The organism is Ruegeria sp. AM4 (genome assembly GCF_056540665.1).
In genome coordinates this window covers 57,440-83,537 of sequence record NZ_JBQFXD010000006.1, presented here as the reverse complement: position 1 = coordinate 83,537, position 26,098 = coordinate 57,440, and the positions used below count along the sequence as shown (strand labels likewise).

At 58.6% G+C, this 26,098-nt stretch carries 32 protein-coding genes; 22 read left to right on the top strand and 10 right to left on the bottom strand.

Annotated features, from left to right (window positions below; all coding sequences use genetic code 11):
* Positions 1-2 precede the first annotated feature (2 nt).
* From ACR0JA_RS13290 to rnc, 10 genes are all read left to right on the top strand, one after another.
* Positions 3-701 carry a DUF2062 domain-containing protein gene (locus ACR0JA_RS13290; RefSeq protein WP_480575405.1) on the top strand — a complete coding sequence of 233 codons (699 nt, stop codon included), beginning with the start codon at positions 3-5 and terminating at the stop codon, positions 699-701.
* A complete protein-coding gene (locus ACR0JA_RS13285; protein WP_480575402.1) occupies positions 694-1,440 on the top strand; it encodes a pyridoxine 5'-phosphate synthase in 747 nt (248 codons plus the stop codon). Before ACR0JA_RS13290 ends, ACR0JA_RS13285 begins: the two co-directional genes overlap by 8 nt.
* Positions 1,437-2,057 carry a LysE family translocator gene (locus ACR0JA_RS13280; RefSeq protein WP_480575399.1) on the top strand — a complete coding sequence of 207 codons (621 nt, stop codon included), beginning with the start codon at positions 1,437-1,439 and terminating at the stop codon, positions 2,055-2,057. The genes ACR0JA_RS13285 and ACR0JA_RS13280 overlap by 4 nt, the downstream gene beginning before the upstream one ends.
* Positions 2,054-2,677 (top strand): LysE family translocator, encoded by a 624-nt coding sequence (locus tag ACR0JA_RS13275; RefSeq protein WP_480575396.1) that lies wholly within the window; start codon positions 2,054-2,056, stop codon positions 2,675-2,677. Before ACR0JA_RS13280 ends, ACR0JA_RS13275 begins: the two co-directional genes overlap by 4 nt.
* A gap of 63 nt (positions 2,678-2,740) precedes the next feature.
* Complete coding sequence (locus tag ACR0JA_RS13270; protein ID WP_480575393.1) at positions 2,741-3,175, top strand: ABZJ_00895 family protein; 435 nt, start codon at positions 2,741-2,743, stop codon at positions 3,173-3,175.
* A gap of 88 nt (positions 3,176-3,263) precedes the next feature.
* Positions 3,264-4,241: an NADPH:quinone reductase gene (locus ACR0JA_RS13265; RefSeq protein ID WP_480575390.1), complete on the top strand. Its 978-nt coding sequence runs from the start codon at positions 3,264-3,266 to the stop codon at positions 4,239-4,241.
* A gap of 90 nt (positions 4,242-4,331) precedes the next feature.
* Complete coding sequence (locus ACR0JA_RS13260; protein ID WP_480575825.1) at positions 4,332-4,781, top strand: ABZJ_00895 family protein; 450 nt, start codon at positions 4,332-4,334, stop codon at positions 4,779-4,781.
* Positions 4,778-5,197: a holo-ACP synthase gene (gene acpS / locus ACR0JA_RS13255; protein WP_480575388.1), complete on the top strand. Its 420-nt coding sequence runs from the start codon at positions 4,778-4,780 to the stop codon at positions 5,195-5,197. Before ACR0JA_RS13260 ends, acpS begins: the two co-directional genes overlap by 4 nt.
* A gap of 61 nt (positions 5,198-5,258) precedes the next feature.
* Complete coding sequence (gene lepB / locus ACR0JA_RS13250; protein ID WP_480575385.1) at positions 5,259-6,098, top strand: signal peptidase I; 840 nt, start codon at positions 5,259-5,261, stop codon at positions 6,096-6,098.
* Positions 6,095-6,775, top strand: coding sequence for a ribonuclease III (gene rnc, locus ACR0JA_RS13245; RefSeq protein ID WP_480575382.1), 681 nt, complete (start codon positions 6,095-6,097; stop codon positions 6,773-6,775). Before lepB ends, rnc begins: the two co-directional genes overlap by 4 nt.
* An 88-nt stretch (positions 6,776-6,863) precedes the next feature.
* Here rnc and ACR0JA_RS13240 read toward each other — a convergent pair whose 3' ends face one another.
* The gene (locus ACR0JA_RS13240; protein WP_480575379.1) at positions 6,864-8,240 is read right to left on the bottom strand and encodes a multicopper oxidase family protein; all 1,377 of its coding nucleotides are present in this window, start codon (positions 8,238-8,240) and stop codon (positions 6,864-6,866) included.
* Positions 8,241-8,402: 162 nt separating this feature from the next.
* Between ACR0JA_RS13240 and era the strand changes: the two genes are divergently transcribed.
* On the top strand, positions 8,403-9,311 hold the full coding sequence (era, locus tag ACR0JA_RS13235) for a GTPase Era (RefSeq protein ID WP_480575376.1): 909 nt from the start codon (positions 8,403-8,405) through the stop codon (positions 9,309-9,311).
* The gene (locus tag ACR0JA_RS13230; protein ID WP_480575373.1) at positions 9,308-9,637 is read left to right on the top strand and encodes a DUF1491 family protein; all 330 of its coding nucleotides are present in this window, start codon (positions 9,308-9,310) and stop codon (positions 9,635-9,637) included. Before era ends, ACR0JA_RS13230 begins: the two co-directional genes overlap by 4 nt.
* A gap of 2 nt (positions 9,638-9,639) precedes the next feature.
* On the opposite strand, the gene ACR0JA_RS13225 is transcribed toward ACR0JA_RS13230, so the two are convergent.
* Together ACR0JA_RS13225 and ACR0JA_RS13220 are read right to left on the bottom strand one after the other, a co-directional pair.
* Positions 9,640-9,945: a hypothetical protein gene (locus ACR0JA_RS13225; RefSeq protein ID WP_480575370.1), complete on the bottom strand. Its 306-nt coding sequence runs from the start codon at positions 9,943-9,945 to the stop codon at positions 9,640-9,642.
* 133 nt (positions 9,946-10,078) lie between these two features.
* A complete protein-coding gene (locus tag ACR0JA_RS13220; RefSeq protein ID WP_480575367.1) occupies positions 10,079-10,849 on the bottom strand; it encodes an FkbM family methyltransferase in 771 nt (256 codons plus the stop codon).
* 186 nt (positions 10,850-11,035) lie between these two features.
* Here ACR0JA_RS13220 and recO point away from each other — a divergent pair, with 186 nt between their 5' ends.
* Positions 11,036-11,761: a DNA repair protein RecO gene (gene recO / locus ACR0JA_RS13215; RefSeq protein WP_480575364.1), complete on the top strand. Its 726-nt coding sequence runs from the start codon at positions 11,036-11,038 to the stop codon at positions 11,759-11,761.
* On the opposite strand, the gene ACR0JA_RS13210 is transcribed toward recO, so the two are convergent.
* From ACR0JA_RS13210 to ACR0JA_RS13200, 3 genes are all read right to left on the bottom strand, one after another.
* Positions 11,745-12,137: an META domain-containing protein gene (locus tag ACR0JA_RS13210; RefSeq protein ID WP_480575362.1), complete on the bottom strand. Its 393-nt coding sequence runs from the start codon at positions 12,135-12,137 to the stop codon at positions 11,745-11,747. The genes recO and ACR0JA_RS13210 overlap by 17 nt on opposite strands.
* 41 nt (positions 12,138-12,178) lie before the next feature.
* The gene (locus ACR0JA_RS13205) at positions 12,179-12,733 is read right to left on the bottom strand and encodes a hypothetical protein (protein WP_480575359.1); all 555 of its coding nucleotides are present in this window, start codon (positions 12,731-12,733) and stop codon (positions 12,179-12,181) included.
* Between the two features lie 159 nt (positions 12,734-12,892).
* Positions 12,893-14,584: an acyl-CoA dehydrogenase family protein gene (locus ACR0JA_RS13200; protein WP_480575356.1), complete on the bottom strand. Its 1,692-nt coding sequence runs from the start codon at positions 14,582-14,584 to the stop codon at positions 12,893-12,895.
* A 144-nt stretch (positions 14,585-14,728) separates the two neighbouring features.
* On the opposite strand from ACR0JA_RS13200, the gene ACR0JA_RS13195 reads away from it, so the two are divergent.
* The gene (locus ACR0JA_RS13195; RefSeq protein WP_480575353.1) at positions 14,729-15,493 is read left to right on the top strand and encodes a sulfite exporter TauE/SafE family protein; all 765 of its coding nucleotides are present in this window, start codon (positions 14,729-14,731) and stop codon (positions 15,491-15,493) included.
* Between the two features lie 4 nt (positions 15,494-15,497).
* Here ACR0JA_RS13195 and ACR0JA_RS13190 read toward each other — a convergent pair whose 3' ends face one another.
* The 3 genes from ACR0JA_RS13190 to ACR0JA_RS13180 form a co-directional block, all read right to left on the bottom strand.
* A complete protein-coding gene (locus tag ACR0JA_RS13190; RefSeq protein WP_480575350.1) occupies positions 15,498-15,959 on the bottom strand; it encodes a hypothetical protein in 462 nt (153 codons plus the stop codon).
* A 107-nt stretch (positions 15,960-16,066) separates the two neighbouring features.
* The gene (locus ACR0JA_RS13185; protein ID WP_480575347.1) at positions 16,067-16,357 is read right to left on the bottom strand and encodes a hypothetical protein; all 291 of its coding nucleotides are present in this window, start codon (positions 16,355-16,357) and stop codon (positions 16,067-16,069) included.
* Positions 16,358-16,810: 453 nt separating this feature from the next.
* Positions 16,811-18,409, bottom strand: a complete 1,599-nt coding sequence (locus tag ACR0JA_RS13180) for a phosphoenolpyruvate carboxykinase (protein WP_480575344.1) — start codon at positions 18,407-18,409, stop codon at positions 16,811-16,813.
* A gap of 348 nt (positions 18,410-18,757) precedes the next feature.
* Between ACR0JA_RS13180 and ACR0JA_RS13175 the strand changes: the two genes are divergently transcribed.
* Genes ACR0JA_RS13175 through ACR0JA_RS13145 form a run of 7 tightly spaced genes read left to right on the top strand, consistent with a single transcriptional unit; the run spans position 18,758 to position 24,174 of the window.
* Complete coding sequence (locus ACR0JA_RS13175; RefSeq protein WP_480575340.1) at positions 18,758-19,462, top strand: response regulator transcription factor; 705 nt, start codon at positions 18,758-18,760, stop codon at positions 19,460-19,462.
* A 33-nt stretch (positions 19,463-19,495) separates the two neighbouring features.
* Positions 19,496-21,205 (top strand): ATP-binding protein, encoded by a 1,710-nt coding sequence (locus ACR0JA_RS13170; protein WP_480575337.1) that lies wholly within the window; start codon positions 19,496-19,498, stop codon positions 21,203-21,205.
* A 4-nt stretch (positions 21,206-21,209) separates the two neighbouring features.
* Complete coding sequence (locus ACR0JA_RS13165; RefSeq protein ID WP_480575334.1) at positions 21,210-21,680, top strand: HPr kinase/phosphorylase; 471 nt, start codon at positions 21,210-21,212, stop codon at positions 21,678-21,680.
* Positions 21,677-22,558: an RNase adapter RapZ gene (gene rapZ, locus ACR0JA_RS13160; RefSeq protein ID WP_480575331.1), complete on the top strand. Its 882-nt coding sequence runs from the start codon at positions 21,677-21,679 to the stop codon at positions 22,556-22,558. The genes ACR0JA_RS13165 and rapZ overlap by 4 nt, the downstream gene beginning before the upstream one ends.
* On the top strand, positions 22,555-22,947 hold the full coding sequence (locus tag ACR0JA_RS13155) for a PTS sugar transporter subunit IIA (RefSeq protein WP_480575327.1): 393 nt from the start codon (positions 22,555-22,557) through the stop codon (positions 22,945-22,947). Before rapZ ends, ACR0JA_RS13155 begins: the two co-directional genes overlap by 4 nt.
* Before the next feature lie 16 nt (positions 22,948-22,963).
* Positions 22,964-23,233 (top strand): HPr family phosphocarrier protein, encoded by a 270-nt coding sequence (locus ACR0JA_RS13150; RefSeq protein ID WP_480575324.1) that lies wholly within the window; start codon positions 22,964-22,966, stop codon positions 23,231-23,233.
* 41 nt (positions 23,234-23,274) lie between these two features.
* Complete coding sequence (locus ACR0JA_RS13145) at positions 23,275-24,174, top strand: lysophospholipid acyltransferase family protein (RefSeq protein ID WP_480575322.1); 900 nt, start codon at positions 23,275-23,277, stop codon at positions 24,172-24,174.
* 56 nt (positions 24,175-24,230) lie between these two features.
* Here the strand turns inward: ACR0JA_RS13145 and ACR0JA_RS13140 are convergent, their stop codons facing one another.
* Positions 24,231-25,106 carry a 3-hydroxybutyryl-CoA dehydrogenase gene (locus tag ACR0JA_RS13140; protein WP_480575319.1) on the bottom strand — a complete coding sequence of 292 codons (876 nt, stop codon included), beginning with the start codon at positions 25,104-25,106 and terminating at the stop codon, positions 24,231-24,233.
* A 178-nt stretch (positions 25,107-25,284) separates the two neighbouring features.
* Here ACR0JA_RS13140 and ACR0JA_RS13135 point away from each other — a divergent pair, with 178 nt between their 5' ends.
* Positions 25,285-26,085 carry a DUF6473 family protein gene (locus ACR0JA_RS13135; RefSeq protein ID WP_480575316.1) on the top strand — a complete coding sequence of 267 codons (801 nt, stop codon included), beginning with the start codon at positions 25,285-25,287 and terminating at the stop codon, positions 26,083-26,085.
* The last annotated feature ends 13 nt before the right edge of the window (positions 26,086-26,098 follow it).

Here is a 26,098-nt window from a genome sequence, read left to right as displayed (position 1 = left end):
GAGTGGTTTTCAAGCGCCGAGATCGACGCTCGCCTGTCCAGATCGCCTCAGAATTGGTTTATCCTCGCGGGGGATGGACCCGGGCCTTTCATTACGTCAAACACCGCGTACGTCGGCTGCCGGACACTCCGGAACGTATTGCACGCGGTATCGGCGCCGGGGTCTTTGCCGCCTTCACGCCCTTTTACGGCCTGCACTTCGTCGTGGCCGCCGTCCTTGCCCGACTTTTCAACGGCAACATCCTGGCTTCGCTTTCGGGGACGTTCTTCGGTAACCCGCTGACCTATGTGCCCATCGGCGTGATCAGTTTGCAAACCGGGCATTTCCTGTTGGGTACCACGTTCAAAGAGGGCGACACCCACGGGCTTATGGGCAAGTTTGCAGACGCGATCGGGGATCTGAAGAACAACTTTCTGGCTATGTTCACCGACCGCGTGGCCGACTGGCACGGGCTTGAGGTGTTTTATGACGAAGTGTTCTTTCCCTATATGATTGGCGGGGTGCTGCCAGGGATCGTGGCGGGGATCATTTGTGCCTATCTCAGCCTGCCCGTGATCCGAACCTATCAAAAACGACGCCGGGCCAGGATCAAAGCGAAATTCGAAGAAATCAAGCGATTGGCACAGTCAGAGACTGCCGTTTCGGTGGTAAACGAATTAGGCTCGGCCCAAGACCATATGAAGGATTCGAAGGATGTCTGACACTTATCTGCGTCTGGGTGTGAATATCGACCACGTGGCGACGGTGCGCAATGCGCGGGGTGGGGCCTATCCCGATCCTTTGCGCGCCGCCAAACTGGCGGAAGAGGCGGGTGCGGATGGCATTACCGCGCATCTTCGCGAAGACCGCCGTCATATCTCGGATGCCGATATCGACGGGCTGATGGAAGTCCTGTCAGTTCCGCTGAATTTTGAGATGGCCGCAACCGAAGAGATGCAGAAAATAGCCCTGTGCCACAAGCCGCACGCGGTCTGCATTGTCCCCGAAAAGCGCGAGGAGCGCACGACCGAAGGCGGGCTGGAAGTTGCGCGCGAAGAAAACAAGCTGGCGCATTTCATCGCGCCACTGCGGGAGGTCGGATGCCGCGTGTCGATCTTCATCGCCGCAGACCAGCGCCAGATCGAAGCCGCCCATCGGATCGGGGCCGAGGTGATCGAATTACACACCGGCGCTTATTGCGACGCCCATGCCGAAGGCCGCATGGAAGATGCCGCACAGGAACTGGAGGCTCTGCGTGCCATGTCCAACTATGCCCACTCGCTTGGCCTCGAAGTGCACGCGGGCCACGGGCTGACCTATGACACGGTGCAACCTGTTGCAGCGTTCCCCGAGGTGAAAGAGCTGAACATTGGTCATTTCCTGATTGGCGAGTCGATCTTTCTGGGCCTCACCCCGGCAATTCAGGAAATGCGTCGCTTGATGGATGCGGCACGGGCATGATCGACCTGACATCTCTTGCAGTCACCGCGCTTGCCTTCTTTGTGGTTGCAGTTTCGCCCGGGCCTGCAAATATCTCCAACGCAGCAGTTGCGATGAGCTTTGGGCGCAAGACCAGCCTCATCTACGGAGCAGGCTTGTCCTGCGGTTTGGTATTCTGGGGTTTGGTTGCCGCCAGCGGAATGGGGGCGGTGCTGCAAAGTTCCCTTTACGTGCTCATGGTGCTCAAGATGCTTGGTGGCCTCTATCTGCTTTGGCTGGCGTGGCAATCCGGTCGTTCCGCGATGCGATCAGACGCCGACAAAGTCTCAGTACCCGCCAGGGGCAGGTGGTTCTTGCGTGGGCTGATCCTCAACCTGTCCAACCCGAAATCGGTGATCGCATGGATGGCAGCCCTGTCGGTTGGCCTTGGCCCGGATGACGGCTTGATTGCCGTTGCCGCCGCCACCGCCGTGTGCATCCTCGCGGGTTTTATCAACAACTTTCTCTATTCGATGCTGTTTTCAGTCAGCGGTATGATGGCCGGATACCGCCGGTTTCGCCGCTGGATTGATGGCGTTGTCGCCGGTTTGTTCGCGGTCGCCGGTCTCGGCCTGATCAGATCGGCCTTTGCGCGATGATCACCTCGGGTTTCGTTGCCATCTGGATCGCATGGCTGATGGCCGGGGGCTCTCCGGGTCCTGCCACAATGGGCATCGCGGGAACTGCCATGAACGAGGGCCGCACGGCTGGGCTGGCCTTTGCGTTGGGCATTTGCGCGGGGTCTGCCGCCTGGGGAATCGCGGCAGCGCTGGGCCTGTCGGCGATCATGCTGGCCAATGTCTGGGTGTTCGAAGTGATCCGATATGTCGGCGTCGCCTATCTGGGCTGGCTGGCACTGAAGGCCCTGCGTCGCGCCATGTCCTCGGATGAGGTTGCGCTGGGCAACCCGGTCAAAGGCTCGCTGCCGTCGATCTTTGCCAAAGGCGCGGCCATTCACCTGACCAACCCTAAGGCGATCCTGAGCTGGGGCTCCATCTACGCGATCGTCGCACCAAATGACGCCAGCCTGACCATGCTGTTGGGGTATTTCGGACTGCTTTATGCCGGATCGCTGATAATCTTCATCGGCTACGCGTTTCTGTTCTCGTCAGAGAAAATGGTTGCCGCCTACCGCCGCGCGCGGCGCTGGTTCGACTTTGCATTTGCTGGGTTCTTCGGCGTGGCGAGCTACAAGATTCTTACCGTGCGTCTTGGCTAAGAGCGAAATAGAAAAGACTTGGCACTAAATATTTGAGCGAATTTATTGAAAGGAAACAATGAGATGGGCGCAAGCAGCCTTAGGTTTTCACTGGTGTTTCTGGCGACAAGTATCGCGGTTCCGTTGGCCCTGTTCGCGATTGAGGCCGTTTTCAAGATCAACCTCTTCAGCAGTTTCATCCCCTTCGTGCCATTTCTCGCCGGTGCAATAAATGAGGGTAAGAAATACGTAGAGAGCTTCGGCGCAATGCCTAGCGGTGGTGAAATGTGGTTTGCCGCGCTGATCATGGGAGTCGTCGGCATGCTTATCGGTTGCGGACTGTCGGTGGTTGCGTTTCTGGTGATACCCGGCTCGGCAGAGATCGTCGCTGGGGTCCCTATGACTTTCTTGGCTGTTGGTTTCGGAACGATGCTGGCCCTTGCAATCCTGATGTGCCGCGTGTTCGTTTGGTCTGGCGCCCGAGGGGCCATGAAAAGACTACGACGCGTGAGCCGGTAAAAGCGAAGAGGGTCTGGCAGCCGCCCAGATTTTCGCGACATGGCAGCCTGTTGTTTGCCCGCGGTCAGAGAGGCATAGAGAGGGAACAATGAAAGCCATAGCATATCGAAGTTTTGGTCACGCATCGGATGTGCTGGAACTCATCGAACTGCCCACGCCCGACCCCGGCCCGGGCGAGGTACTGGTGCGTGTCCATGCAAGTGGTATCAATCCGTCGGACGTCAAGTTGAGGGCTGGCGCGCGGCCAGGTGCGGTCATGCCTTACCCGGTCGTGACGCCGCATTCCGACGGGACCGGTGTCATCGAAGCTGTTGGGTCGGGAGTCGATCCGGCACGTGTCGGCCAGCGGGTCTGGATCTGGAATGGCCAATGGCAGCGCGCCTTCGGAACCGGGGCGGAATATATCGCGCTGCCCTCCGAACAGGCCGTTCACCTGCCCGACACCACCAGCTTTGCCGAAGGTGCCTGTTTCGGCATACCGGCCATGACCGCCTGGGCCGCGCTTTACAACGATGGCCCGATCACCGACAAAACCGTCCTTGTCACTGGTGGCGCGGGCACTGTCGGGCGCTATGCTTGCCAGATGGCAGCCCTGGGTGGCGCGCGGGTGATCACCACCGTCAGTTCCAAGGAAAAAGCCGCCCATTCCGGCGCGTCCGAGTGGATCAACTATCGCACACAAGACGTGACCCAAGCGGTGATGGACCTGACCCAAGGCGCGGGTGTGGATCGGATCGTCGAGGTTGATTTCGCCGCCAATCAAAGCGCCTCGTTGTCGCTGATCCGACCCGGCGGCACCATCGCGAGCTATGCCTCAGCCTCGCAAATGCGGCCAGAACTGGATTTCTATGGTTTCATGTTCAAGAACATCCGGCTGCATATGCTAATCGTCTACATGTTGGACGCTGCCGCACGCCGAGCAGGCGAGGCCCAACTGGGCGCATGGCTGGAACAGGGCGCGCTCAGCCACGCGGTCGTCTCGGCCGGTGGCCTTGAGGACGCCGTCGCCGCGCATCAGATGGTTGAGGCGGGGCAAAAGCTGGGTACGGTGGTGCTGGAGGTTTGATTTGCTCCGACTAGCCGGGCACTACCGTTCAGGCTTGGAGAGCTTGGCCCTGCCACGGAAGTTTGAAAGGAAGCCTCTGTGATTGGAACGATGCTTTGGCGCTATACAATATGGCTGGTTGTGATCCGAATGCTGCTTCCAGTTGCTTTGGTCGTACTCAGAGAATTTGCGGGCGTTGATCTCACGAATGCCGGGATTCCCGTTGCGTCGGCACTATTGGCGGCGGCCGTTGCCGGACGCATCGCTGCGCGTGCCTTCGGGCGCATGCCGAACTGGCGCGAATTGGTGGCCTTCGCATTTCTGTCGACACTCATATTCTTTGTCATAAATTATGTTGCCTACTTGCTTTTGGCGCTGACCGGCATCGGGCCAATTTACATGCGTCATCTCGTAGGATGGCATATGCATGGTCATATCGTTGGATTGATGACATTCCTGACCGCTGTGGCGTTGGTATCAAATGCAGTACTATTCCCGACCAGCGCAAAGATAGAACTCAAGGCCTTGGCAAGACGCGCCAAAACAGAGAACACCGCATGATCCTCGGCATCGGAACCGACCTCGCGAATATCGACCGTATCCAAGGTACGCTGGACCGGTTTGGCGACCGGTTTCGCAATCGCGTCTTTACCGATATCGAACAGCGCAAGGCCGAACGACGGCACGACACCGCAGGTACATATGCCAAGCGCTGGGCCGCGAAAGAGGCATGTTCCAAGGCGCTGGGCACCGGCCTGCGGATGGGCATCGCGTGGAAGGATATGTCCGTCACCAATCTGCGCACCGGTCAGCCGGTGATGCATGTGACAGGTTGGGCGGCAGAGCGACTTGCCCAGATGACGCCTCCGGGGCATGAGGCGATCATTCACGTCACGCTGACCGACGATCACCCCTGGGCACAGGCCATTGTGCTGATCGAGGCGCGCCCGCTTCAAGAAGCGCCCGCGCAGCCTTGACTTGCCCCCACCGGCCCCGCATGTAGCACCCCAAAGACGAGAGTGAGCTGGAGAGAGCAGTATGGCCGAAGAAGCCAAATCAGGAAGTGGTGTCTGGGAGACGATCAAAACCATCGTCTATGCGCTGCTGATCGCGGGCGTGTTTCGAACACTGTTCTTTCAGCCGTTCTGGATTCCGTCCGGCTCAATGAAGCCCACGCTTCTGATCGGTGATTTCCTATTCGTCAATAAGATGGCCTATGGCTACTCCTATGCCTCGTGCCCCAGCCTGATCATCCCCAGCGTCGGCCTGAACATTGATGCCGAAGACATCTGTGGCTGGATGCAGGGTGACGGGGATACCCGCATTTGGGGCGGCGATCCCGAACGCGGCGATGTCATCGTCTTCCGCCACCCGGTGACGGGTCGGGATTACATCAAGCGCCTGATCGGGCTGCCCGGCGACCGTATCCAGGTGCGCGACGGTACCGTGATCCTGAACGGCACCGCGCTTCCACAGGAACCCGATGGCAAGTTTACCGAGGCCGCCGAGCCACAGGGACCTCAGGGTCTGCGTCCGCGCTGCGAAAACGGAGCGGTTGGATTTGGCGGCACCTGTGAGAAGTCGCGCTATATCGAAACGATGCCCAATGGCGTATCCTATGAAGTCCTCAATATTGGCAATCAGGGCTCGGACAATACTGGCGTCTATGTCGTCCCCGAAGGGCACTATTTCTTCATGGGCGACAACCGCGACAACTCGGCCGACAGCCGTCTGCCGCAATCTGTCGGGGGTGTGGGTTACGTGCCATACGAAAACCTGATCGGTCGCGCGGATCGCATCATGTTCTCGTCTGCGGGCCGATCCATGCTGTATTTCTGGACATGGCGCGGCGACCGGTTCTTCAAGGCGGTCAATTGAAGTTTTCAGCCGAAATAATGGCGTTCCAGCACCGGTTGGGGTATGTATTCAACAGCCCGGAACTGCTGCTGCGCGCCTTGACCCACGGTTCTGTTTCCTCGCCGACCCGGCCCGACAACCAACGGCTTGAGTTTCTGGGTGACCGCGTGCTGGGACTGGTGATGGCCACCGCGCTGCTAGAAGCCGACAAGACAGCCTCCGAAGGACAGCTGGCCCCGCGCTTTAACGCGTTGGTGCGGAAAGAGGCCTGTGCCGATGTGGCTCGTCAGATCGACCTGGGTGCCGTTCTGAAGCTGGGCCGGTCGGAAATGCTGTCAGGCGGCCGCCGCAAACAAGCCCTGTTGGGCGACGCGATGGAGGCGGTGATTGCCGCGATCTATCGCGATGCCGGGTTTGAGGCGGCGCGCGACGTCATTCTTCATCTGTGGGGCAACCGCATCCACAATGTTGAAGCCGACGCGCGGGACGCCAAAACCTCGCTTCAGGAATGGGCGCAGGCACGGGGGCAAAAACCGCCCGCCTATGTCGAAATCAAGCGCAGCGGTCCGGATCACGCGCCGGTTTTCACCATCGCTGCCCGCCTACAGGACGGAACCGAGGCACAAGCGACCGCCGGGTCCAAGCGGCAGGCGGAACAAGCCGCCGCCAAAGCGTTGTTGGACAGGTTGCCGTCTTAATCGCCCGGTTTCGCGCTTCCTCTGGCCAAAATATAAGGGGCGAGGGGGCTGACGTTCCTCGGTCGGATTAGCGCGGCCAATTCGTCACCTAAACGACGCGGATAAATCCGGTCAGCCCGGTTTTCTGATGCTCGATCACATGGCAGTGAAATGCCCAGTCGCCCGGATTGTCGGCGACCAGGGCAATCTCGGCCACCTCGTCTTTCAGCAACAGCATCGTATCGGTGATCAACGGAGGAAGTTTGCGCAGATTCGACCGCAGCGGAACAAAGGCCAACCCGTGCAGGTGGATCGGGTGCAAGTTGGGGGACTCGTTGCGCAGGAGCAGGACATAGCTTTTGCCCTGTTTCAACGTTGCAAGAGGGCCGACGCCTTTAGCGGCGTCCCCAGGCCACGGTTTGCGATTGATCGACCAGAAGTTATAACCGAGCGAGCCGCAGAACCCGTTGTTTGGTTGACCACCTTCCGGGGTCCAGCCAAAGACGAACTCGTGAAGCTCCGCATTTGTCAGATCTGGTTTGGTGACAGGATTCAGCGACAATGGTCGAAGGTCGCGCAAGTCGCGGGACAGATTTGACCCGGTGGCGCGTAGTGCTGCCATGGGTCGGACCGGTTGACCGGGCAGTTTGGCCATCAACTCAATGCGCTGACCTTCGATAACAGGCAAGGCCACAGCGAAATCCACGCGTTGGCCCGGCCCAATCAGTAGCGGCGCATCGGCGCTGGGCATGGGCATATCGATCTCGACCGGATGACCGTCCCAGGCCAGAATTTTCGCTTTGGCGGCCTCAAGATGCAGTTTGTAGATGCGCGTTGTGTCGGTGTTGACCACGCGCAGCCTTACCAGACTGCCAGCGTCGTGATCGTAGACCGGAGCACTCAGCCAGTTTGCTGTGTGCACATTGCCGAATGTCCCGGCGCGCGCGGCACCACGCGGGGTGTAAGCGGGCAGAAGCGCGTCATCTTCACCCAACCGAAAATCGCGCAAGTTGATGATCTGTTCGCTGTCAAAGCCGGGGTCTTCCGCCTCGGCAATCACCATGACGCCGGTCAAGCCATGAGCCATCTGGTCCATCGTCATGCAATGCGGATGGTACCAGTATGTACCAGCATCAGGTGGGGTGAATGCGTAAGAAAACACCTCGCCTTCTCCGATCGGCATCTGCGTCAGATAGGGAACCCCGTCCATCGCATTGTCGATACGCAACCCGTGCCAATGCATGGCCGTATAGTCAGGCAAAGTGTTTCGCACCGCCAGACGCATCTCCTCGCCCTGCCGCCCGTAAAGAACCGGCGGAGGTGCGTTTGGCGACAGGCTGACCATGCCGGTTGTGGCCTGATCGCGCAGCACGAATTCAGCCGATTGTATCGTCAGCGCCTGCGCGCCATTGGCCAAGCCGAACCCGCCCAATCCCAACGCTCCGGCGGTGGCAGCGCTGCCCATAAGAAACTCGCGGCGTTTCATGTCAAACCTCATCTGGATGGGAATGCAGCCGGGCTGGAATTGGCTTGGCTCCGGTCACAATTTTCTCACGGCCGGCGCATGGCGGCAATGCGACAAATCCCTCTGGTCCGGCTGGGCATTCTGCTATAGGGATGCGCACTTGCAAACAGGATCGCAGGATACATGACCACACGCGCCGGATTTATCGCCCTGATCGGAGAGCCCAACGCGGGCAAATCCACCCTTCTGAACCGCATGGTCGGGGCTAAGGTCTCGATCGTGACCCATAAGGTGCAGACCACCCGTGCGCGCATTCGCGGCGTCGCCATGGAAGGCGATGCGCAGCTGGTCTTTGTCGATACACCGGGCCTGTTCAAACCGCGCCGCCGTCTTGATCGTGCGATGGTTGCTGCTGCCTGGGGCGGGGCTGCGGATGCCGATGTGGTCGTGCTGATGGTCGAAGCGCATCGCGGCATCACCGAGGGCGTGGAACGTATTCTCGAAGGGTTGGCAGAGATCGGGCAAGGTCGCACCATCGCGCTGGCGATCAACAAGATCGACAAGGTGCCGTCCGAGAAACTGCTTGCGCTGACTAGCGATCTGAATGCGCGTTATCCTTTTGCCGAAACCTTCATGATCTCAGCCGAAAAAGGCCACGGCGTCGACGATCTGCGCAACTGGCTCGCTTCGGAACTGCCGGAAGGCCCTTGGCTCTATCCCGAGGACCAGATCGCCGACCTGCCACTGCGCATGATCGCGGCAGAGATGACGCGAGAAAAGCTGACCCTGCGCCTGCATCAGGAATTGCCTTATCAACTGACGGTCGAGACGGAAAACTGGGAAGAGCGCAAGGATGGCTCGGCCAAGATTGATCAGGTCATCTATGTCATGCGTGACGGCCACAAGGGCATCGTTCTGGGAAAGCGCGGTGAGACAATCAAGGCGGTCAGCCAGGCCGCCCGCGCTGAGCTGGAGGAGTTTCTAGACCGCAAGGTCCACCTGTTCCTGCAGGTCAAGGTGCGGCCCAACTGGCTTGAGGAATCCGAACGTTATTCGGAAATGGGTCTGGACTTCAAAGACGGCAACGCATGACCCGTCTGACGGCCGAATTCTGGGTCCAAGCCTATCTGGCGCGGCTGCGATTTCAGGAAATCCCGGCTTTTATTGTGGCGCACGGAGATGACACGGCAGGCGCAGTACTGGTTAAATTGAACACATTGGACGGGCAGGCGGTTGCCTTTCAGCGCAGCTTTGACTTGATGAGTGGTGAGCGCAAGTGGATCGAGTTGTCCAGCGGATCAGAGGCGGACGTGGATGTAGCTATCCAGCGCCAGCGCGGCTTTGACCCCGACCTCTGGGTGATCGAGGTCGAGGACAGGCAAGGGCGGCATTTGCTGGGTGAAGAAGGGTTGGACTAGCCCTACCAGCCACCGGTTTTCCCGTTGACGTCATGCCCCGTCGCGCTGGGGTTGCCACCTGCAAATTCGCGCACCTTGGCGGCAAATGTTTTGAAATAGGGCTGGGACTGTACATGTGTCAGAGTTTCTGCGCTGTCCCAGCGACCCCAATGGAACCGGGACTTGCCGTCATCGGCGGTTGCAACCTGATAAGCGAATTTTCCTTTTGCCTCTGGGTCGGCATCGATGGCTGCAATGAAGGCACTGGTGGTCGCCTGCCAGTCGGCCTCGTCGCCTTCGTAACTGTAGGTGATGGTAATTCCGCGCATGAGATCCTCCTATTTAACTATTGTGTTAATTAAGGTAGTCTGACCGTCCTTTGTCAAGGCAAGGGTTGACTGTGAACGGGCCGCCGGGCCGCCGTTCCAGCCACTTATGAAATGGAGTTTCTTGTGGTTAGCCTTAGTGCAAACGATACAGAGAATTGCGTCCGAACTTAGCGTCCAGCACATAGCCTACATCGGCCAACAACCCTTCGAGGTCGGAAGCCCAGACGTTGCTGTGCTCGACTTCGAAAAACAGAGATTTGGGCAGTTGCGTAGCTGCGGTCTCGGTCAACAAGGGTGTTAGAACCCGATCTTCCAATCCTTCGACATCAACCTTCACGAAGTCCACCGCAGTGTCTGGGTCTGATGGCAGAAAATCGGTTAGCTTGCGCACTTGGACCCGGGTCGGCGTCGCCCCTTTGACCGGCTCGTTCAGGCTGGCCTCGCCCAGATTTCGACCGACCGGCACATAGAGATCCAGCTCTCCCTCGCTGTCGGAAATCGCATAGGGATGGACTTGGATGTTCTCGTACGCATTCAGGCTGATGTTCTTTTCGAACCTGTCGCGCATGACCGGGTTCGGCTCGAACGCATGAATGACCGAGCCGGAACCAGCAATCGCGGCAATCCGCAGACTGTAAACGCCCGCATTTGCCCCGATGTCATAGGCGACGATTGGGCGGTCTTTCAGGCCACTCAGGATGTGAGACAGGGCGCGTTCTTCCTGCGTGCGTCCTTTTCGCCAGATCATGAATTCGGTATGGTTGTCCGAGGGATGCACCAGCATCCGGCACCCTTTATAGTCGACCTCGGTTGGCTTCAGGTTTTGCCGTATGAGCCGCCTGATCTTCCTGGGTGTGTCCCTGTCATTGCAAATCTGCCTGAGCATGTCATGGGGCCATTCCATACGGTCTTGTCTCGTTCTGTCACACGTCGATGAATAGGGAACTCTTAGCAGGTCCGCAGGTTTGGGAAACCAATTTCTTGAACATGTCGCTTTGGGGTCAAGCAACGCGCGGCATGTCGGTATCTGTTCTTGCGTCACCGTCGCCATTCAGATCAAGGTGTGCGGAGAAATCTGGTAAAGCTGAGAATGGACTGGCGCGATCACGGCATATTGCTGAGCACCCGACGGCATGGCGAGGCTGCGGCGATCATTGAGGTGTTCACCGAAGGCCACGGACGGCATTCCGGGATTGTGCGTGGCGGCGCCAGTCGCAAGGTTGCCCCCCTGTTGCAACCGGGCGCGCAACTGGATGTGTCATGGCATGCGCGGCTGGAAGAACATCTTGGAACCTTTCAGGTCGAGCCACTGCGGTCACGCGCGGCGGCTGCGTTTTCCGGGAAGCTGGCGCTGGCCGGGTTGAACGCTGTGGTGGCGCTGCTGTCATTCTGCCTACCCGAACGCGAGCCACATCCGGCGATCTACAAGCAGACCGAACAGTTGATGGACCTGCTGGGGCAGGATGAGGTCTGGCCGCTGGCCTATATGCGGTGGGAATTGGCGCTGCTGGAGGAGCTGGGTTTCGGCCTCGATCTGGCCACTTGCGCTGTGACCGGCGCGCAGACCGGTCTGATTTATGTCTCGCCCAGAACCGGACGTGCGGTCAGCGCCGAAGGGGCCGGGGAGTGGGCGGATAAGTTGCTACCATTACCACCCTGTCTGCGGGGCGAAGGGCAGGCGCCGGATACCGAAATTGCGCAGGCGCTGCACACCACCGGTTATTTTCTACATCACCGGGTCGCACCTTCGCTGGGCCACACGCCACTGCCCGAGGCGAGGGCGCGGTTTGTCGAACGGTTTACTCGTGGGCTTTGAACACCATCTCGTGTCCGTCATCATTGCGCAGGATCAGGACACCGCCTGAAACTTCGGATTGGGTCATGGTCATGAGGGCGGCAAAGAAAAACCCTTCGGCCTCAAGCCCGGCGCAGGCGGCGCGGGTTGCGGTCAGGTTCTGGATCTCGAACCACGGATAGGGCGCGTTCAGCGTACCGCTATAGGTGTTGCAGGGGGCGTTTCCAGCGATCTTGCCTTCTTCGGAGAACTGCAACAGGGCACGGGCCTCATAGGGCTGTCCGTCGATTTCCTGCAACGCCCAGATCTGGTCCGCGGCGCCATAGGCCGCGACGGTTTCATCCTTGTTGCATTGCAACAGGGTCAGTAGGGGCAGCGTCAGGATCAGGCGTAGCATGGTTGGGACTTAGCGCAACAACGTGTCGGACAAAACCGGTATCAATAGGGGTTCTCGCCGCTCAGCAGCTCTGCCCGCACATCCAGTCGCGGGCGCCAGTTGTACTTTGTGTCTTCGCGTACCGGCGCCCAGAACAGCGCACCGCTGTTGCGCCAGGGGTCAAGGATGATGCCGTCATACATCGAATCCCCTTTGGCGCTGATCAGAGCCGAATGGTGGATGATCCGCAGTGCTGTCGGCGGAGAGGTGGCCCAATGCAAATCCAGAGTGCGGAAGTTTTCCTGCCGCAAGCGCGTGGTCATGGCCTGGGCCCAGTCATTGCATAGGCCAAACTCCCGAAAGCCGTTGATGACTTTGGCATTGTGGATAATGGCCGCGTCGGTGACGTTCCAGACCCGCGCCAATTGTTCGGAATGCTGATAGGCGATGGTGGCGGCCCGGCGCGCCTCAGCCGGGTCGACATCCGGCCCAAGGGCCTGGATCGCCCGGGCCAGATCGTCGATCTCGGTCTGGCTGGCGGTGGGCACCGAGGTGGCGCAGCCACCGAGGGCAAGGGCGGTCAGGATCGCCCACAATACGAATAGTCGTCTGGTCATTCCGGCTGCCCTTGGTTTCGACGCGCAGGGTGCCTTAACCGGGTTCCCGCCCGAGATCAAAGGGGAAGTTTGCGCCCGGGCGGATCATATCCGCCAGCGACAAGAAAAGAGACCCGGCGCTGGACCGGGTCAGTTGGGGAAACAGGAATGCCGAAACGGTCACCCGAGCAGACGTCGCGCGATGACCTGTGCCTGAATTTCGGCAGCCCCTTCGAAAATGTTCAGAATGCGCGCATCGCACAGAACGCGGCTGATTTTATATTCCAGCGCAAAGCCATTGCCGCCATGGATTTGCAAGCCATTATCGGCCGCAGCCCAGGCCACGCGGGCACCCAGAAGTTTGGCCATACCTGCCTCAAGGTCGCAGCGTTGCCCATGATCCTTTTCCCAGGCCGAGAAATAAGTCAGCTGCCGCGCGATCATGATCTCGACCGCCATCATCGCCAGCTTGCCCGAAACGCGCGGGAAGTTGATCAGAGACTTGCCGAATTGTTTGCGGTCCTGCGCATATTGCATGGCGATATCCAACGCGCATTGCGCCACACCAATGGCGCGGGCGGCGGTCTGGATGCGGGCGGATTCGAAGGTCTCCATCAGCTGCTTGAAGCCTTTGCCTTCTTCTCCGCCCAGCAAGTTCTCACCCTTGACCTGGAAGCCGTCAAAGCCAAGCTCGTATTCCTTCATGCCGCGATAGCCCAGAACCTCGATCTCGCCGCCAGTCATGCCGGGCGTGGGGAAGGGGTTTTCGTCGGTGCCGGGCGTTTTTTCCGCCAGGAACATCGACAGGCCCCGGTGATCGGTGGTGTCGGGATTGGTACGCGCCAGCAGGGTCATCACATGGGTACGGGCCGCATGGGTGATCCAAGTTTTGTTGCCGGTGATCTGATAATCGCCGTTCTCGTCCTTGACCGCGCGGGTGCGCAGGCTGCCCAGGTCCGATCCGGTGTTGGGTTCGGTGAACACGGCCGTTGGCAGAATCTCGGCGCTGGCGAGCTTTGGCAACCAGTTGGCTTTTTGCTCATCCGTACCGCCCGCAATGATCAGTTCGGCGGCGATCTCTGAGCGGGTGCCCAGCGAACCGACACCAATATAACCACGGGACAGTTCTTCCGAGACGACACACATCGAAGCTTTGGATAGACCAAAACCGCCGAATTCTTCGGGGATGGTCAGGCCAAAGACGCCCATCTCAGCCAGTTCTTCGATGATCTTGATGGGGATCAGCTCGTCTTTCAGGTGCCACTCATGGGCGTTTGGTTCAACCTTTTCCTGTGCATAACGGCGGAACTGGTCGCGGATCATCTCAAGCTCTTCGTCCAGGCCCGATGCGCCGAACATGGTGGCACCGGCCTGATCCTGCATCAGTTCAACCAATCGCGTCCGCGCGGCCTGAGAATTGGCCTGCGCCATCAAGGTCTGAACCTCGGCGCATTGGAAGCCCGAAAGGGCGTCCCAACCCAGACCCAGATCCTGCAAGCGCACAACCTCGCCCTGGTTCATCGGGATGCCGCCTGCAACCTGATGCAGGTATTCACCAAAGGCGATCTGGTGCAAAAGCTGCTCAATCTCTCCGAATTTACCTTCGGAAGACAATGCCTCGGCCCAGCGCTGCATCTGCTGCAGAGACTGGTGATAGGTCGCAAACCACGCCAGTCCATGTGCTGCTGTCTGATGGGCCTCGACCAGCGCCCCCGATATCCGGCCATCGCTGGTGACCATCGCCCGTACGGATTCGCGGGCACGGTCAAACACAGCTTCGACGGCAGGCACGGCTTTGCCCGTCAGGTCGAGGAGATCAGGCAGAACTGCTGTTTGCGTCATATTGGTCACATCTTGTCCATCATGGGCCATGAATCAGGTCCTTCTAAAAGTCGGTCCGGTCATATCATGCTGCACGTGCAGCGCAACAAAAATGCGCCAAAAGCAGGCAAAAAGTTCGAAAATTACGCGATGATTTTGGCAGTGCAGAGAATTTTCCCAGTGATATGAAGGGGCATGTCACTGTTCTCGTTTCTGTCTCCGAACGATCTGTTCTTTGCGCTATCGGTTGCATTTGTCGCCGGATGGATCAAAGGAATGGTTGGGTTCGGGATGCCGATGATTACGGTCTCGGGTCTCAGCATGTTCTTGTCGCCTGATCTGGCGCTGGCAGGGCTGATCCTGCCCACACTGGCGACAAACGGGATACAGGCATTGCGTGAAGGCGCACCTGCCGCAATGGATTCGATCAAGCAGTTTCGGGTGTTTCTATTGGTCGGCCTTGTGTGTCTGTTGGCAGCGGCGCAACTGGTGAGCATTCTGCCTGCCTCCGGCTTTCTGTTGATGATCGGGATACCTGTTTCGTTCTTTGCCCTGATCCAGCTTTTGGGATTAAAGCTGTCCCTGCATAAGCCATCGGCCCGGGTCGAAGCCGCTTTTGGCGCAGTGGCTGGGTTCATCGGCGGTGTGTCAGGCGTCTGGGGGCCACCCACCGTTGCCTATCTGACAGCGCTGAACACGCCGAAACGGGTTCAGATGAGGGTGCAGGGCGTCATTTATGGGCTGGGCGCGTTGGCGCTTGGTGCGGCGCATCTGGGGTCGGGTATCTTGCGGACGGAAACCGCCATATTCTCGGCCGGACTGGTTCTTCCGGCCATGGTGGGTATGTGGTGCGGTATGCAGTTGCAGGACCGCATAGATCAGGCGGCCTTCCGCAAACTAACCTTGGTGGTCCTGCTGATCGCGGGGCTGAATCTGGTACGGCGCGGTATGCTGGGCTGAGGGATCAGCGCCTGTCGAGGACGCGGAACGTGTAGTGCAGTCCGAGCATCAGAAAGAACAGGCCCGATATGTCGCCGATCAGAAAGGCGATATATTCCACTGTCGAGCTTCCGAATGCCATGTTCGTCAGGGCCGAGACCAGAAATGACGTTACAATGCCGACACCCATGATGCACAGCCAGCAGGGTTTGCGCGCGGGATCGGGGAACAGATCCCAGCCAGCCCATTTGCAGGCATAGAAAACGGCAGGAACCGTTGTTACGGCGATGCCAATTGCCAGCAGTCGGTTGGGCAGGAAGACGTCCCAGCCTCCGACCATTGCAAAGACCAGAAAGACACCCGGCAGTAAGGCAATGATCGCACGCCACCCCAACAGCCACGCTGCGAGAACCCGCACGCCGTGGGGCAGAAATAGCAGGCTTGCATGACTGGGGTATTCTGGGAAGAACACGTTTTGAAGCGGCATCAGCACTTCAAATGTCAATATCGACGCCGCGACATACGCAGACGATGCCAGTGCCGTATCAAGGGCCCAACCTTTCAACTGCACGGCGCGTCTACGCCTGATACGCGCTACTTGGGGGCATGTACGATATACCGTCCCCGATTGGCACTGCCGCTTTGCGACATATATCCCTTTTGCACCAGCGATTTCAGGGCGCGGAAAAAGGTCGGACGAGAGACGCTTGACACCAGCGTATGCTCAATCAGACCAAAAGTGCGAACTTCGTGGTCGGTTTTTGAAAGCTCCTCGGCGGCGTAATAGATGTCGCGCTCAACCGGAGAGAGTTCTTCGAGCCCCAGCGTACGCTCCATGCTTTGCATCAGTTTACGCAATTCGGTTAGTTTTGAAATCTCAGTCATTACATACCCATCTCAGTGGTGCCAATTGCCGGGTAGTTTCGGCGATATGACGGCAAACCAATCCGCTTGCCGTTAGGTATCATATTGACACCAATTCCCCTTCTAGTAGTCTTCCTTATCAATTAGGTAGCCCGTAAGAACGCGTGTGAGTGGTTTCGCCTCGAGCTGCCCAAAGGTATTTTCAGTCAAAGCCCGGCGTTTATGCGCCGGGCAATTTTTGTCATTTCGACTTCCCGAGATATCCTAATCTGGTGATTTGGGCAACGCGTTTGTCCACACGAGTCTGTGTTTCAACCCATGGTTGCGAGTACAAGGCATCCATTGCTGCCTCTGTTTCAAGGCCGTGCCAGCGCCTTTCGGCGCAGATCTGCTAGCCCGAAATAGTCCAGACCGAGACAAAAAAAGGCCAGCAGGGTATCCGCTGGCCGTTTTTGGCAATCTGTCCTGTGGCGCTTACCCGATGGCGACGGCTTTGATGTCTTCGTCGATGAAGGGCAGGTATTGCTCGAAATTCTCCGAGAACATTTGCACCAGCTTTTCGGCTTGTCTGTCAAACGCAGCCTGATCATCCCAGGTGCGGCGCGGGTCCAGCAGAACTTCGGCAACGCCGGGAACCGAGACCGGCACATCAAAGCCGAAATTCGCGTCCTTCCGGAATTCCGCATCTGCCAACGACCCCTCGAGCGCCGCAGTCAGCAGACCGCGGGTGGCCTTGATAGGCATCCGACTGCCAACGCCATAGGCGCCGCCGGTCCAGCCGGTATTGACCAGCCAGCAGGTCGCACCATGCTGCGCGATCTTGTCCCGCAACAGATTGCCATACGCCTCGGGGCGACGCGGCATGAAGGGCGCGCCAAAGCAGGTCGAGAATGTCGGCTGCGGCTCGGTCACACCGCGTTCGGTGCCTGCCACCTTCGAGGTGAAGCCGGACAGGAAGTGATACATCGCCTGCGCCGGGGTCAGGCGCGCGATTGGGGGCAGTACGCCGAACGCATCGCAGGTCAGCATGATGATGTTCTTCGGATGCCCGCCCAGCGCGGTGCTGGATGCGTTCGAGATGTACTCCAGCGGATACGCGCAGCGCATGTTGGCGGTCAGCGAGTCATCGTCAAAATCCAGTTCCTTGGTTTCCGGATCAAAAACCATGTTCTCGATCACGGTGCCGAATTTGCTGGTTGTGGCGTAGATTTCCGGCTCGGCCTCGGCATTCAGGTTGATCGTCTTGGCATAACAACCGCCTTCAAAGTTGAAGGTGCCGCGATCAGACCAGCCATGTTCGTCGTCGCCGATCAGAATCCGGGACGGATCCGCCGAAAGGGTGGTCTTGCCGGTACCTGACAGGCCAAAGAAAACGGCAGTGTCGACCGGGTTGCCGACGGCATGGTTTGCCGAGCAGTGCATCGGCATGACGCCCTTTTCCGGCAGCATGTAGTTCAGCAGGGTGAAGACGGACTTCTTGTTCTCGCCCGCATACTCGGTTCCGCCGATCAGGATCAGCTTGCGGTCAAAGTTCAGCGCGATCACCGTTTCACTGTGGCAGTTGTGCTTGGCTGGATCGGCCTTGAAGCTGGGGCAATTGATGATCGTGAAATCTGCGGTGAATTCGTCCAGATCCTCGCGATCCGGACGGCGCAGCAGGTGGCGGATGAACAGGTTGTGCCAGGCCAGTTCGGTGACCATACGCACGTTGATGGAATAGGCCGGATCGGCCCCGCCGACGAGATCCTGAACAAAATAATCGCGGCCTTTCATATGGGCCAGTATGTCCTGGTAAAGCGCGTCAAAGCCTTCGGGGCTCATCGCGGCGTTGTTTTCCCACCAGATGCTGTCGGCCACGCTGTCGGTCTTGACGACGTGCTTGTCCTTGGGCGACCTGCCCGTGAATTTGCCGGTGGTGACCAGAAAGGCACCGCCATTGCCCAGGGTTCCCTCGCCGCGCTTCAACGCCTCTTCAATCAGCGCTGGTTCCATGAAGTTGTAATAGACATGTCCCAGACCCTCGATGCCCTGATCTTCGAGGCGGAATTGCGGGTTAACCCGTCCAGATGTCATGTGTGTCTTCTCCTGTGGCGGCGCGACGGCTGTTGGGCCAAGATGCGCTCTTGGGGCAATCATGCCGGGGAATTCCGGCGGACAGAGGCCTCTTATCATGGTCATTTGGGGCATGAACAGGACGGTTTGGCGCAGTTAGCGCAACCAAGGCAAAGTTTAGCGCCACCAGAAAATTCCTGTCGAAAAAGCGGGCAACAATTTGCGAGCGACAAGGCATTTTTGCCGCAGAACTGCCGCAACAATGGCACGATTCGTAGTTACGGATTGATTCGGCGCCTCAAAATCGCCAACAATACCGCATAAAAAAGCGTATTATTGCGTATGTGAGCAGGAATAGGGGTGAACCCGATGTCGAAGATTGCACTGGTGGATGACGATAGAAACATTCTGACGTCAGTATCCATGACGCTCGAGGCCGAAGGCTTTGAGGTCGAAACCTACAACGACGGACAGGCCGCGCTGGACGCGTTCAACAAAAAGCTGCCGGACATGGCTGTTCTGGATATCAAGATGCCCCGGATGGACGGCATGGACCTGTTGCAGAGACTGCGGCAGAAAACCCAGATGCCGGTGATTTTCCTAACCTCAAAGGACGATGAGATCGACGAGGTTCTGGGCCTGCGCATGGGCGCGGACGACTATGTCAAGAAACCGTTCTCGCAGCGTCTGCTGGTCGAGCGCATCCGTGCATTGCTGCGCCGACAGGAAGCCACAGAAGGTGACGTTTCCAGTGCCAGCACGGGTGACGCAAAGGTGATGGAGCGCGGCGAGCTTCGCATGGACCCTCTGCGCCATGCAGTGACTTGGAAAGGCAACGATGTCTCGCTGACTGTCACCGAGTTCCTGTTGCTTCAGGCGCTGGCACAGCGTCCGGGCTTCGTCAAAAGCCGCGATCAGTTGATGGATGTGGCCTATGACGATCAGGTCTATGTGGACGACCGGACCATCGACAGCCACATCAAGCGCCTGCGCAAGAAGATGCGTGCCGCTGACCCCGAGTTTTCGGCGATCGAGACGCTTTACGGCATCGGTTACCGGTATAACGAAGAATAGGCGCGACCGTCTTTAAGTGGTAATAGGGGTCTCGTGCGAGATACCGAACAAGACACTGAACTTCGCGACGGCGACGTCGTATTGGGGGACGATTGGGTTATCCCACAGGACCCCGATTCCGCCGAGCTGCGCGAAGAAAGATCGCGGCGCAGCCTGTTTTCGCTGCGCGGCTCGCCCTTGGCGCGCAGAATCATCACCTTCAACGTCATCGCGCTGGTCCTTCTGGTGGCTGGACTTTTGTACCTGGACGATACGCGTAAGGAACGGGTTCAGCAGACGGCCAAAAACCTGATCGGTGATGCCCAGCTTGTCAGCAACGTCTTTGAGACCCAGCTGCGCCAGCCCGGCGTTGTTGGTGCCGGCGGTCTGGACGTGCGGGATACCTTGTCCGGCCTGAGCTTGCCGGAAGGTGGCGAGGTGTTTGTCTATGACGGATCGGGCACTTTGATCGGTTGGACCCGCGGCGCGTCCCCCTTGTCGGACCTGCCAAGCCTTTTGCGCTCTGACAGCGACGTTCAGGGTGGCGGTACGCTGATCAGCGATGCGCTGACGGCAGTTTGGAACGGCGTGTCATCGATCTTCAGCGGTAATTCTACCGAAGCTGCGCCCACGCTGGCGCAACGGGTGCAGGACATGGTACCTCAGGCCCTTGGCGGAGGTTTGACTGTCCAGGCGGTTCAGGACGACACCGGGGCCACAGTGATCGTCGCCGTGGCCCCGATCATTCTGGACAGTGATCCCGTTGGGGCGGTGGCCATGGCGGGCCCGGCGGGCGAGGTCGACGCGCTGGCGCGCCAGGAACAGGAGCGCATCCTGCAAATGTTCGTCGTAGCTCTGCTGGTATCGATCGGGCTGAGCCTGGTTCTGGCCTCGACCATTGCCAACCCGCTGGCCGATCTGGCCTCAGCCGCCGAGATGGGCAAGGATCGCGGTGCGGGGGTCAATCCCGGCCGAATTCGCATTCCCGACCTCAGCGCGCGCCCGGATGAGATCGGTCGCCTCAGCAGAGCTTTGCGAGGCATGGTGACGGCGTTGTACAACCGCATTGATGCGAACGAGCAGTTCGCGGCGGATGTGGCGCATGAGATCAAGAACCCGCTGGCCAGCTTGCAATCTGCCGTGGGCACCCTGCGGATGGTCAAACGCGACGACCAGCGTGAAAAGTTGCTGGGTGTCATTGAACATGATGTGCGCCGGTTGGATCGACTGGTCAGCGATATCTCGAATGCTTCACGCTTGGACGCGGAACTCGTCAAAGAGCAAGAGCAACCCTTTGATCTTCTGAACCTGCTGAACAATATCGGCCAGTTTCTGGGCGAAGATGCGCGGTCGAAGGGGATCGACTATATCACCGACTTGCCGAAAGGCCCGATCGTGATCAACGGCCTCGAAGCGAGACTGGCGCAGGTGTTCGTAAACCTGATCACCAACGCGATTTCCTTCTGCGAGGAAAACGATGCCATCCGCGTCTGGGTGCGCCAACGCGACAACCGCGTCCTGGTGGTGGTCGAGGATACCGGCCCAGGCATCCCGGATCAGGCACTGACCAAAGTATTCAAACGGTTCTACTCGCAACGCCCCGAAGAGCATTTTGGCAATAACTCGGGCCTTGGCCTGGCCATCTCTAAACAGATTGTCGAAGCGCATGGCGGCGTGATCTGGGCCGAAAATATCCGTCCGACCGAAGCTGACATCACGTCGGACCCGCTGGGCGCGCGGTTTGTCGTCGGACTTCCGATCTAGGCGTATGAGCGTAAAAACACTGTCAGACATAGCAGGCCACACGCAGGCTTGTATCCACGCAAGCTGCGTTGCTGTCGAAGGCCGAGGCGTTCTGATCCTCGGGACCTCGGGCGCGGGCAAATCCGCGCTGGCCTTGCAGATGATGGCGCTGGGGGCCGATCTGGTCTCGGATGACCGGGTCGCTTTGAGCATGCAGAATGAGCAGGTCATCGCAGATGCTGTACCACCGATCTACGGGTTGATCGAAGCGCGCGGGATAGGGTTGTTGCGGGCGTCACCTGTCGGACCGACGCCGGTGACTTTTGCGATAGACCTTGACCAAAAGGAAGCCGCGCGCCTGCCTGATCCGGCAGACATTCTGGTTCTGAGGCAATCTGTTCCCTTGCTTCGCGGCGCAGGTGTGCCCAACTTGGCAGCAGCTTTGATTCAACTCGCGAAAATGGGACGCGTGAATCCGGAATGGCCAAACACATGAGCCCGCAACAGCGTATCGTACTGGTAACTGGCCCATCCGGCGCAGGCCGCTCCACTGCGATCCACGTGCTCGAAGATCTGGGGTTCGAGGCCATCGACAACCTGCCGATGGGTTTGTTGATGCGACTTCTGGACAGCTCTGCCTCGGCTCAGCCGATGGCGTTGGGCATCGACGCACGCAACCGCGACTTCTCGACCATCGGGTTTATCGAACTGGCTGCCCGGCTTGGCCGCATGGAACAGGTCGATCTGACGATCCTGTATCTGGACTGCAACGACGACGTGCTGCTGCGCCGTTTTTCGGAAACCCGTCGTCGGCACCCCGTCGCGGCCGATGCCAGCCCCGCGACCGGCATCGCGCGCGAAAAGGAGCAGCTGCAACCGATTCGCGAGATTGCGGACACGCTGATCGACACCAGTGCCCTGAACGTCCACCAGTTGCGCGCGGAAGTAGATCGCTGGTTTGCCCCAAAAAGTGGACGGCATCTGGCGGTTTCGGTCGAGTCCTTCTCGTACAAGCGCGGCTTGCCGCGTGGGCTGGATATGGTGTTCGATTGCCGGTTTCTGGCTAACCCCTACTGGCGTGCGGACCTGCGTGACGAAGACGGTCGAAACCAAGATGTTGCGTCCTATATTGAGGCCGACAGGAACTATTCCGTCTTCTTTGACCGGGTCGTGGACCTGCTGGTTGCGTTGCTGCCTGCGTTTCGAGCCGAAGGTAAAGCCCACCTTTCGGTGGCCTTCGGATGTACCGGAGGGCAACACAGATCGGTTGCTGTCGCAGAGGCGGTTGCAAAGGCCCTTGCGGAAGGGGGTCAGCAGGTGGCAATTAGGCACCGCGAAATGGAACGACGCGCGTTGAATGTGAGGCCGGATTGATCGGGATCGTAATCGTTGCACATGGGGGATTGGCGCAGGAATACCTGTCTGCCACGCAGCATGTGGTCGGCAAGCAGCCGGGACTGGTCGCCGTACCGATCGAAGCAGATCACAACCGCGAGGAAAAGCAGTCAGAAATATGTCGCGTCGCCGATGAGGTGGACGTGGGCGACGGGGTTGTCGTGGTGACGGACCTGTTCGGCGGCAGCCCGTCCAACCTGAGCCTGCGTGCCTGCGCGCCACAGGATCGGCGAATCCTGTATGGTGCCAACCTTCCGATGCTGATCAAATTGGCCAAAAGCCGCCACCTGCCGGTGCCCGAGGCGGTGCGTCTCGCACTCGAGGCTGGACGAAAATACATCAATGCGCAGAATGTGACATTGGATTGAACTGGAATATTTGAATATGGCCAACAAAAGCTTGAAAATAATCAACGAAAAGGGTTTGCACGCCCGCGCGTCGGCCAAGCTGGTCGAGGTGGTTGAAGGATTCGATGCACGTGCCGAAGTCTCGCGTGAGGGCCTTTCTGCATCAGGCGACAGTATTATGGGCCTTTTGATGTTGGCAGCGTCGCGCGGAACCACTATTGACGTCGAGACGTCCGGCCCGGATGCTGAGGCGTTGGCAGAAGCTTTGGAAACCCTGGTCAATGACAAGTTTGGAGAGGGTTACTAGGCCCGAAATCGCCGCGATACGAAGGATGGGAAGACCAGGAATTGGCGGAAACCACGCACGATACCAAGACAGGTCCCATAGCGGGCGATACACCTGAACAGGGTGAGATCTATGACCGCAGAACGCTGACCTACGCGAACTCGTTCGACGATGCCTGGACCGCAAACGCGATCCGCGCGATCGAGTGGCTGACAGGCAAGCTGACCATATTGCGGATGGTCAACAAGTTTGAAAAGCAAAATGAACAGTATCGCGGCCAGAAGTTCTGGGGTGGGGCGCTCAGTATCATGGGCATCGACCTCACCACACCTGCCGAGCAGATCGCGCGCATCCCCAAGGACGGCCCGGTGGTTGTTGTCGCCAACCATCCGCACGGTATGGTCGACGGCATGATCCTGGCCGAACTGATCGGTCGCGTGCGCAGCGACTATCGCATTCTCACCCGTTCGGTGCTGACTGGTCTGGATGAGGCTGCAACCTCTTTCATGATCCCGGTCCCCTTTCCGCACGACCCCGAGGCGCAAGCCAAGATGCTGGAAATGCGCGGAAAATCCATGGATCACCTCAAGGATGGAGGCGTTGTCGCCCTGTTCCCCTCGGGCGTGGTGATGTCGTCCGACGACTGGTTCGGCCCGGCGCAGGAGAGGGAATGGAACGTATTCACCGCCAAGATGATCCGCCGGTCCGGTGCGCAGGTGGTGCCGATCTTTTTCCCCGGCAGCAATTCGCGCTGGTACCAGATCGCCAACCGTCTGTCGCCGATCTTGCGCCAGGGACTGCTGCTGCATGAAATCGTGCGTTCATGCAACAAACCGCTAGGTCCGGTGATTGGCGATCCGATCTCGGCTGAGGATATGGCGCTGCTGGAACGCGACCCGCGCGGCTTTATGGCCTGGCTCAGAAAACACACGATGGCGCTGGGTCAATCGCCGAAACCCTGATCCGCCTCTTCATCGGGCAACAATATTCTGGGGTGAGGGGGTTAGCCCCCTCACATTCATCGCGTCGGAACTGGGACTTCGCCGCGATAATCATAAAATCCACGGTCGGTCTTGCGACCCAGCCACCCGGCTTCGACGTATTTCGTCAACAATGGGCAGGGCCGGTATTTGGTATCTGCCAACCCATCATGCAGCACGTTCATGATCGCAAGGCAGGTATCCAGCCCGATGAAGTCGGCCAATTCCAAGGGCCCCATCGGATGGTTCGCACCCAGTTTCATCGACTGATCGATCGATTGAACGTTTCCAACACCTTCGTACAGCGTGTAGACCGCTTCGTTGATCATCGGCATCAGAATCCGGTTGACGATAAAAGCGGGAAAATCTTCGGCACTAGCCGCGGTTTTGCCAAGCCGGTCCACCACGGCCTTGCAGGACTTGAAGGTCTCTTCATCGGTCGCAATACCGCGAATCAATTCGACCAGTTGCATTACCGGAACCGGGTTCATGAAGTGGAACCCCATGAACCGCTCGGGCCGGTCCGTTCGGCTTGCCAACCGCGTGATCGAGATCGACGAGGTGTTCGACGTCAGGATCGTATGGGGTTGCAGATGCGGTTGAAGGTCCTCGAAAATCGCCTGTTTCACCGTCTCACGTTCGGTCGCGGCTTCGATCACCAGATCGGTCTGGCCAAGATCCGGTAGGTTTAGGGTGGTGTTGATCCGACCCAATGCTGCCTTCACGGCATCATCGGAGATCTTTCCACGCGCTGCCTGCCGGGACAGGTTAGCCTCAATCGTCGACAAGGCGCTGCTCAGGGCGTCCTGACTGACGTCGGTCAGCAGAACGTCATATTCCGCCAGTGCCATGACATGGGCAATTCCGTTGCCCATCTGACCCGCCCCGATTACTCCGACAGATTTTACGTCCATACTCAGCTGCCTTTGCTGTTGATTGTGCCGACCTTATCGGCGTTTCAAGGCAGTCGGCAAGGGGATCAAGCCCGTCAAATTCGCTTCAAATGCGCGCATTAGGGTTTTCGTAAGACCTTGGGCGGCAAAGTGACGATTGGGTGAAAATATCTGTGTGTGAGTGATGAGCTATCAATCCATGACAGCGGTAAGCGCTGCCGAGTCGTTTTGCCGGTATGGTCAATCTGACCTGTGGTTTCGCGGACCGCACCAAACGCCAGAGCGGCCCTTTATTGCCTGCATTGGGGGTGAGGAGACATTTGGCCGTTTTGTCGAGGCGCCCTATGCGGCCCGTCTAGAGGAGCGCCTGAGCAAGCGGTGCCTGAGCCTTGGCAGCCTGTTTTGCGGAGTCGAGGCGCTTTGTCGTGACATGGGTCTTCGGGATCTGGCGAACGAGGCCAATTTGTATGTGCTGCAGTTGCCGGATATCGCAGGGCAGAACAACCGGTTCTATCGTGTGCACGCGCGCCGAAATGACAGGTTTGTTGCCCCGACGCATGACCTGAGGTCGCTCTTTCCGGAAGTGGACTTTACCGAAATTCACTTTGTTCGGCATTTGCTGAAGCGTTTGCACAGCGTGTCGGAAAGGCGATTTTCAACGGTCATGCAAGAGTTGCGCAAGGGGTGGACCCAAAAACTTAGTAGCTTTCTGAACTCCATCACGTCGCCGGTCATTTTGCTTTGGCTGAGCGTGGAACGAAATCCTGATAGCGATGGGTATTTTGACCCCGCACAGATCGACTCCGCGATGCTGGACGCCTTGCACCCACATTGTGCCAACACGATCCGATTGAACGTGCGCGTAGCGGGCGAATCCAATGAACTGGAAGATGTTCTGTTCGGAACGCTCCAGCAGCCGTTGGCGGAACATATGTTGGGTCCGGCAACACATCAAAAGATCGCCGATACCCTGTCGTCCGCCATTCAGAATTTGGAATGAAAAAAGGCCCGCA

What these genes read in the sequence shown, in the direction of transcription:
- ACR0JA_RS13205 (WP_480575359.1), bottom strand. Translation starts at nt 12,733, where the DNA reads ATGACCAGACGACTATTCGTATTGTGGGCGATCCTGACCGCCCTTGCC.
- ACR0JA_RS13190 (WP_480575350.1), bottom strand. Translation starts at nt 15,959, where the DNA reads ATGCCGCTTCAAAACGTGTTCTTCCCAGAATACCCCAGTCATGCAAGC.
- acpS (WP_480575388.1), top strand. Translation starts at nt 4,778, where the DNA reads ATGATCCTCGGCATCGGAACCGACCTCGCGAATATCGACCGTATCCAA.
- ACR0JA_RS13195 (WP_480575353.1), top strand. Translation starts at nt 14,729, where the DNA reads ATGTCACTGTTCTCGTTTCTGTCTCCGAACGATCTGTTCTTTGCGCTA.
- ACR0JA_RS13285 (WP_480575402.1), top strand. Translation starts at nt 694, where the DNA reads ATGTCTGACACTTATCTGCGTCTGGGTGTGAATATCGACCACGTGGCG.
- ACR0JA_RS13210 (WP_480575362.1), bottom strand. Translation starts at nt 12,137, where the DNA reads ATGCTACGCCTGATCCTGACGCTGCCCCTACTGACCCTGTTGCAATGC.
- ACR0JA_RS13220 (WP_480575367.1), bottom strand. Translation starts at nt 10,849, where the DNA reads ATGGAATGGCCCCATGACATGCTCAGGCAGATTTGCAATGACAGGGAC.
- ACR0JA_RS13150 (WP_480575324.1), top strand. Translation starts at nt 22,964, where the DNA reads ATGGCCAACAAAAGCTTGAAAATAATCAACGAAAAGGGTTTGCACGCC.
- ACR0JA_RS13165 (WP_480575334.1), top strand. Translation starts at nt 21,210, where the DNA reads ATGAGCGTAAAAACACTGTCAGACATAGCAGGCCACACGCAGGCTTGT.
- ACR0JA_RS13230 (WP_480575373.1), top strand. Translation starts at nt 9,308, where the DNA reads ATGACCCGTCTGACGGCCGAATTCTGGGTCCAAGCCTATCTGGCGCGG.
- ACR0JA_RS13275 (WP_480575396.1), top strand. Translation starts at nt 2,054, where the DNA reads ATGATCACCTCGGGTTTCGTTGCCATCTGGATCGCATGGCTGATGGCC.
- ACR0JA_RS13270 (WP_480575393.1), top strand. Translation starts at nt 2,741, where the DNA reads ATGGGCGCAAGCAGCCTTAGGTTTTCACTGGTGTTTCTGGCGACAAGT.
- rapZ (WP_480575331.1), top strand. Translation starts at nt 21,677, where the DNA reads ATGAGCCCGCAACAGCGTATCGTACTGGTAACTGGCCCATCCGGCGCA.
- era (WP_480575376.1), top strand. Translation starts at nt 8,403, where the DNA reads ATGACCACACGCGCCGGATTTATCGCCCTGATCGGAGAGCCCAACGCG.
- ACR0JA_RS13180 (WP_480575344.1), bottom strand. Translation starts at nt 18,409, where the DNA reads ATGACATCTGGACGGGTTAACCCGCAATTCCGCCTCGAAGATCAGGGC.
- ACR0JA_RS13140 (WP_480575319.1), bottom strand. Translation starts at nt 25,106, where the DNA reads ATGGACGTAAAATCTGTCGGAGTAATCGGGGCGGGTCAGATGGGCAAC.
- ACR0JA_RS13240 (WP_480575379.1), bottom strand. Translation starts at nt 8,240, where the DNA reads ATGAAACGCCGCGAGTTTCTTATGGGCAGCGCTGCCACCGCCGGAGCG.
- ACR0JA_RS13135 (WP_480575316.1), top strand. Translation starts at nt 25,285, where the DNA reads ATGACAGCGGTAAGCGCTGCCGAGTCGTTTTGCCGGTATGGTCAATCT.
- recO (WP_480575364.1), top strand. Translation starts at nt 11,036, where the DNA reads ATGGACTGGCGCGATCACGGCATATTGCTGAGCACCCGACGGCATGGC.
- ACR0JA_RS13265 (WP_480575390.1), top strand. Translation starts at nt 3,264, where the DNA reads ATGAAAGCCATAGCATATCGAAGTTTTGGTCACGCATCGGATGTGCTG.
- lepB (WP_480575385.1), top strand. Translation starts at nt 5,259, where the DNA reads ATGGCCGAAGAAGCCAAATCAGGAAGTGGTGTCTGGGAGACGATCAAA.
- ACR0JA_RS13175 (WP_480575340.1), top strand. Translation starts at nt 18,758, where the DNA reads ATGTCGAAGATTGCACTGGTGGATGACGATAGAAACATTCTGACGTCA.
- ACR0JA_RS13225 (WP_480575370.1), bottom strand. Translation starts at nt 9,945, where the DNA reads ATGCGCGGAATTACCATCACCTACAGTTACGAAGGCGACGAGGCCGAC.
- ACR0JA_RS13260 (WP_480575825.1), top strand. Translation starts at nt 4,332, where the DNA reads ATGCTTTGGCGCTATACAATATGGCTGGTTGTGATCCGAATGCTGCTT.
- ACR0JA_RS13185 (WP_480575347.1), bottom strand. Translation starts at nt 16,357, where the DNA reads ATGACTGAGATTTCAAAACTAACCGAATTGCGTAAACTGATGCAAAGC.
- ACR0JA_RS13280 (WP_480575399.1), top strand. Translation starts at nt 1,437, where the DNA reads ATGATCGACCTGACATCTCTTGCAGTCACCGCGCTTGCCTTCTTTGTG.
- ACR0JA_RS13200 (WP_480575356.1), bottom strand. Translation starts at nt 14,584, where the DNA reads ATGGCCCATGATGGACAAGATGTGACCAATATGACGCAAACAGCAGTT.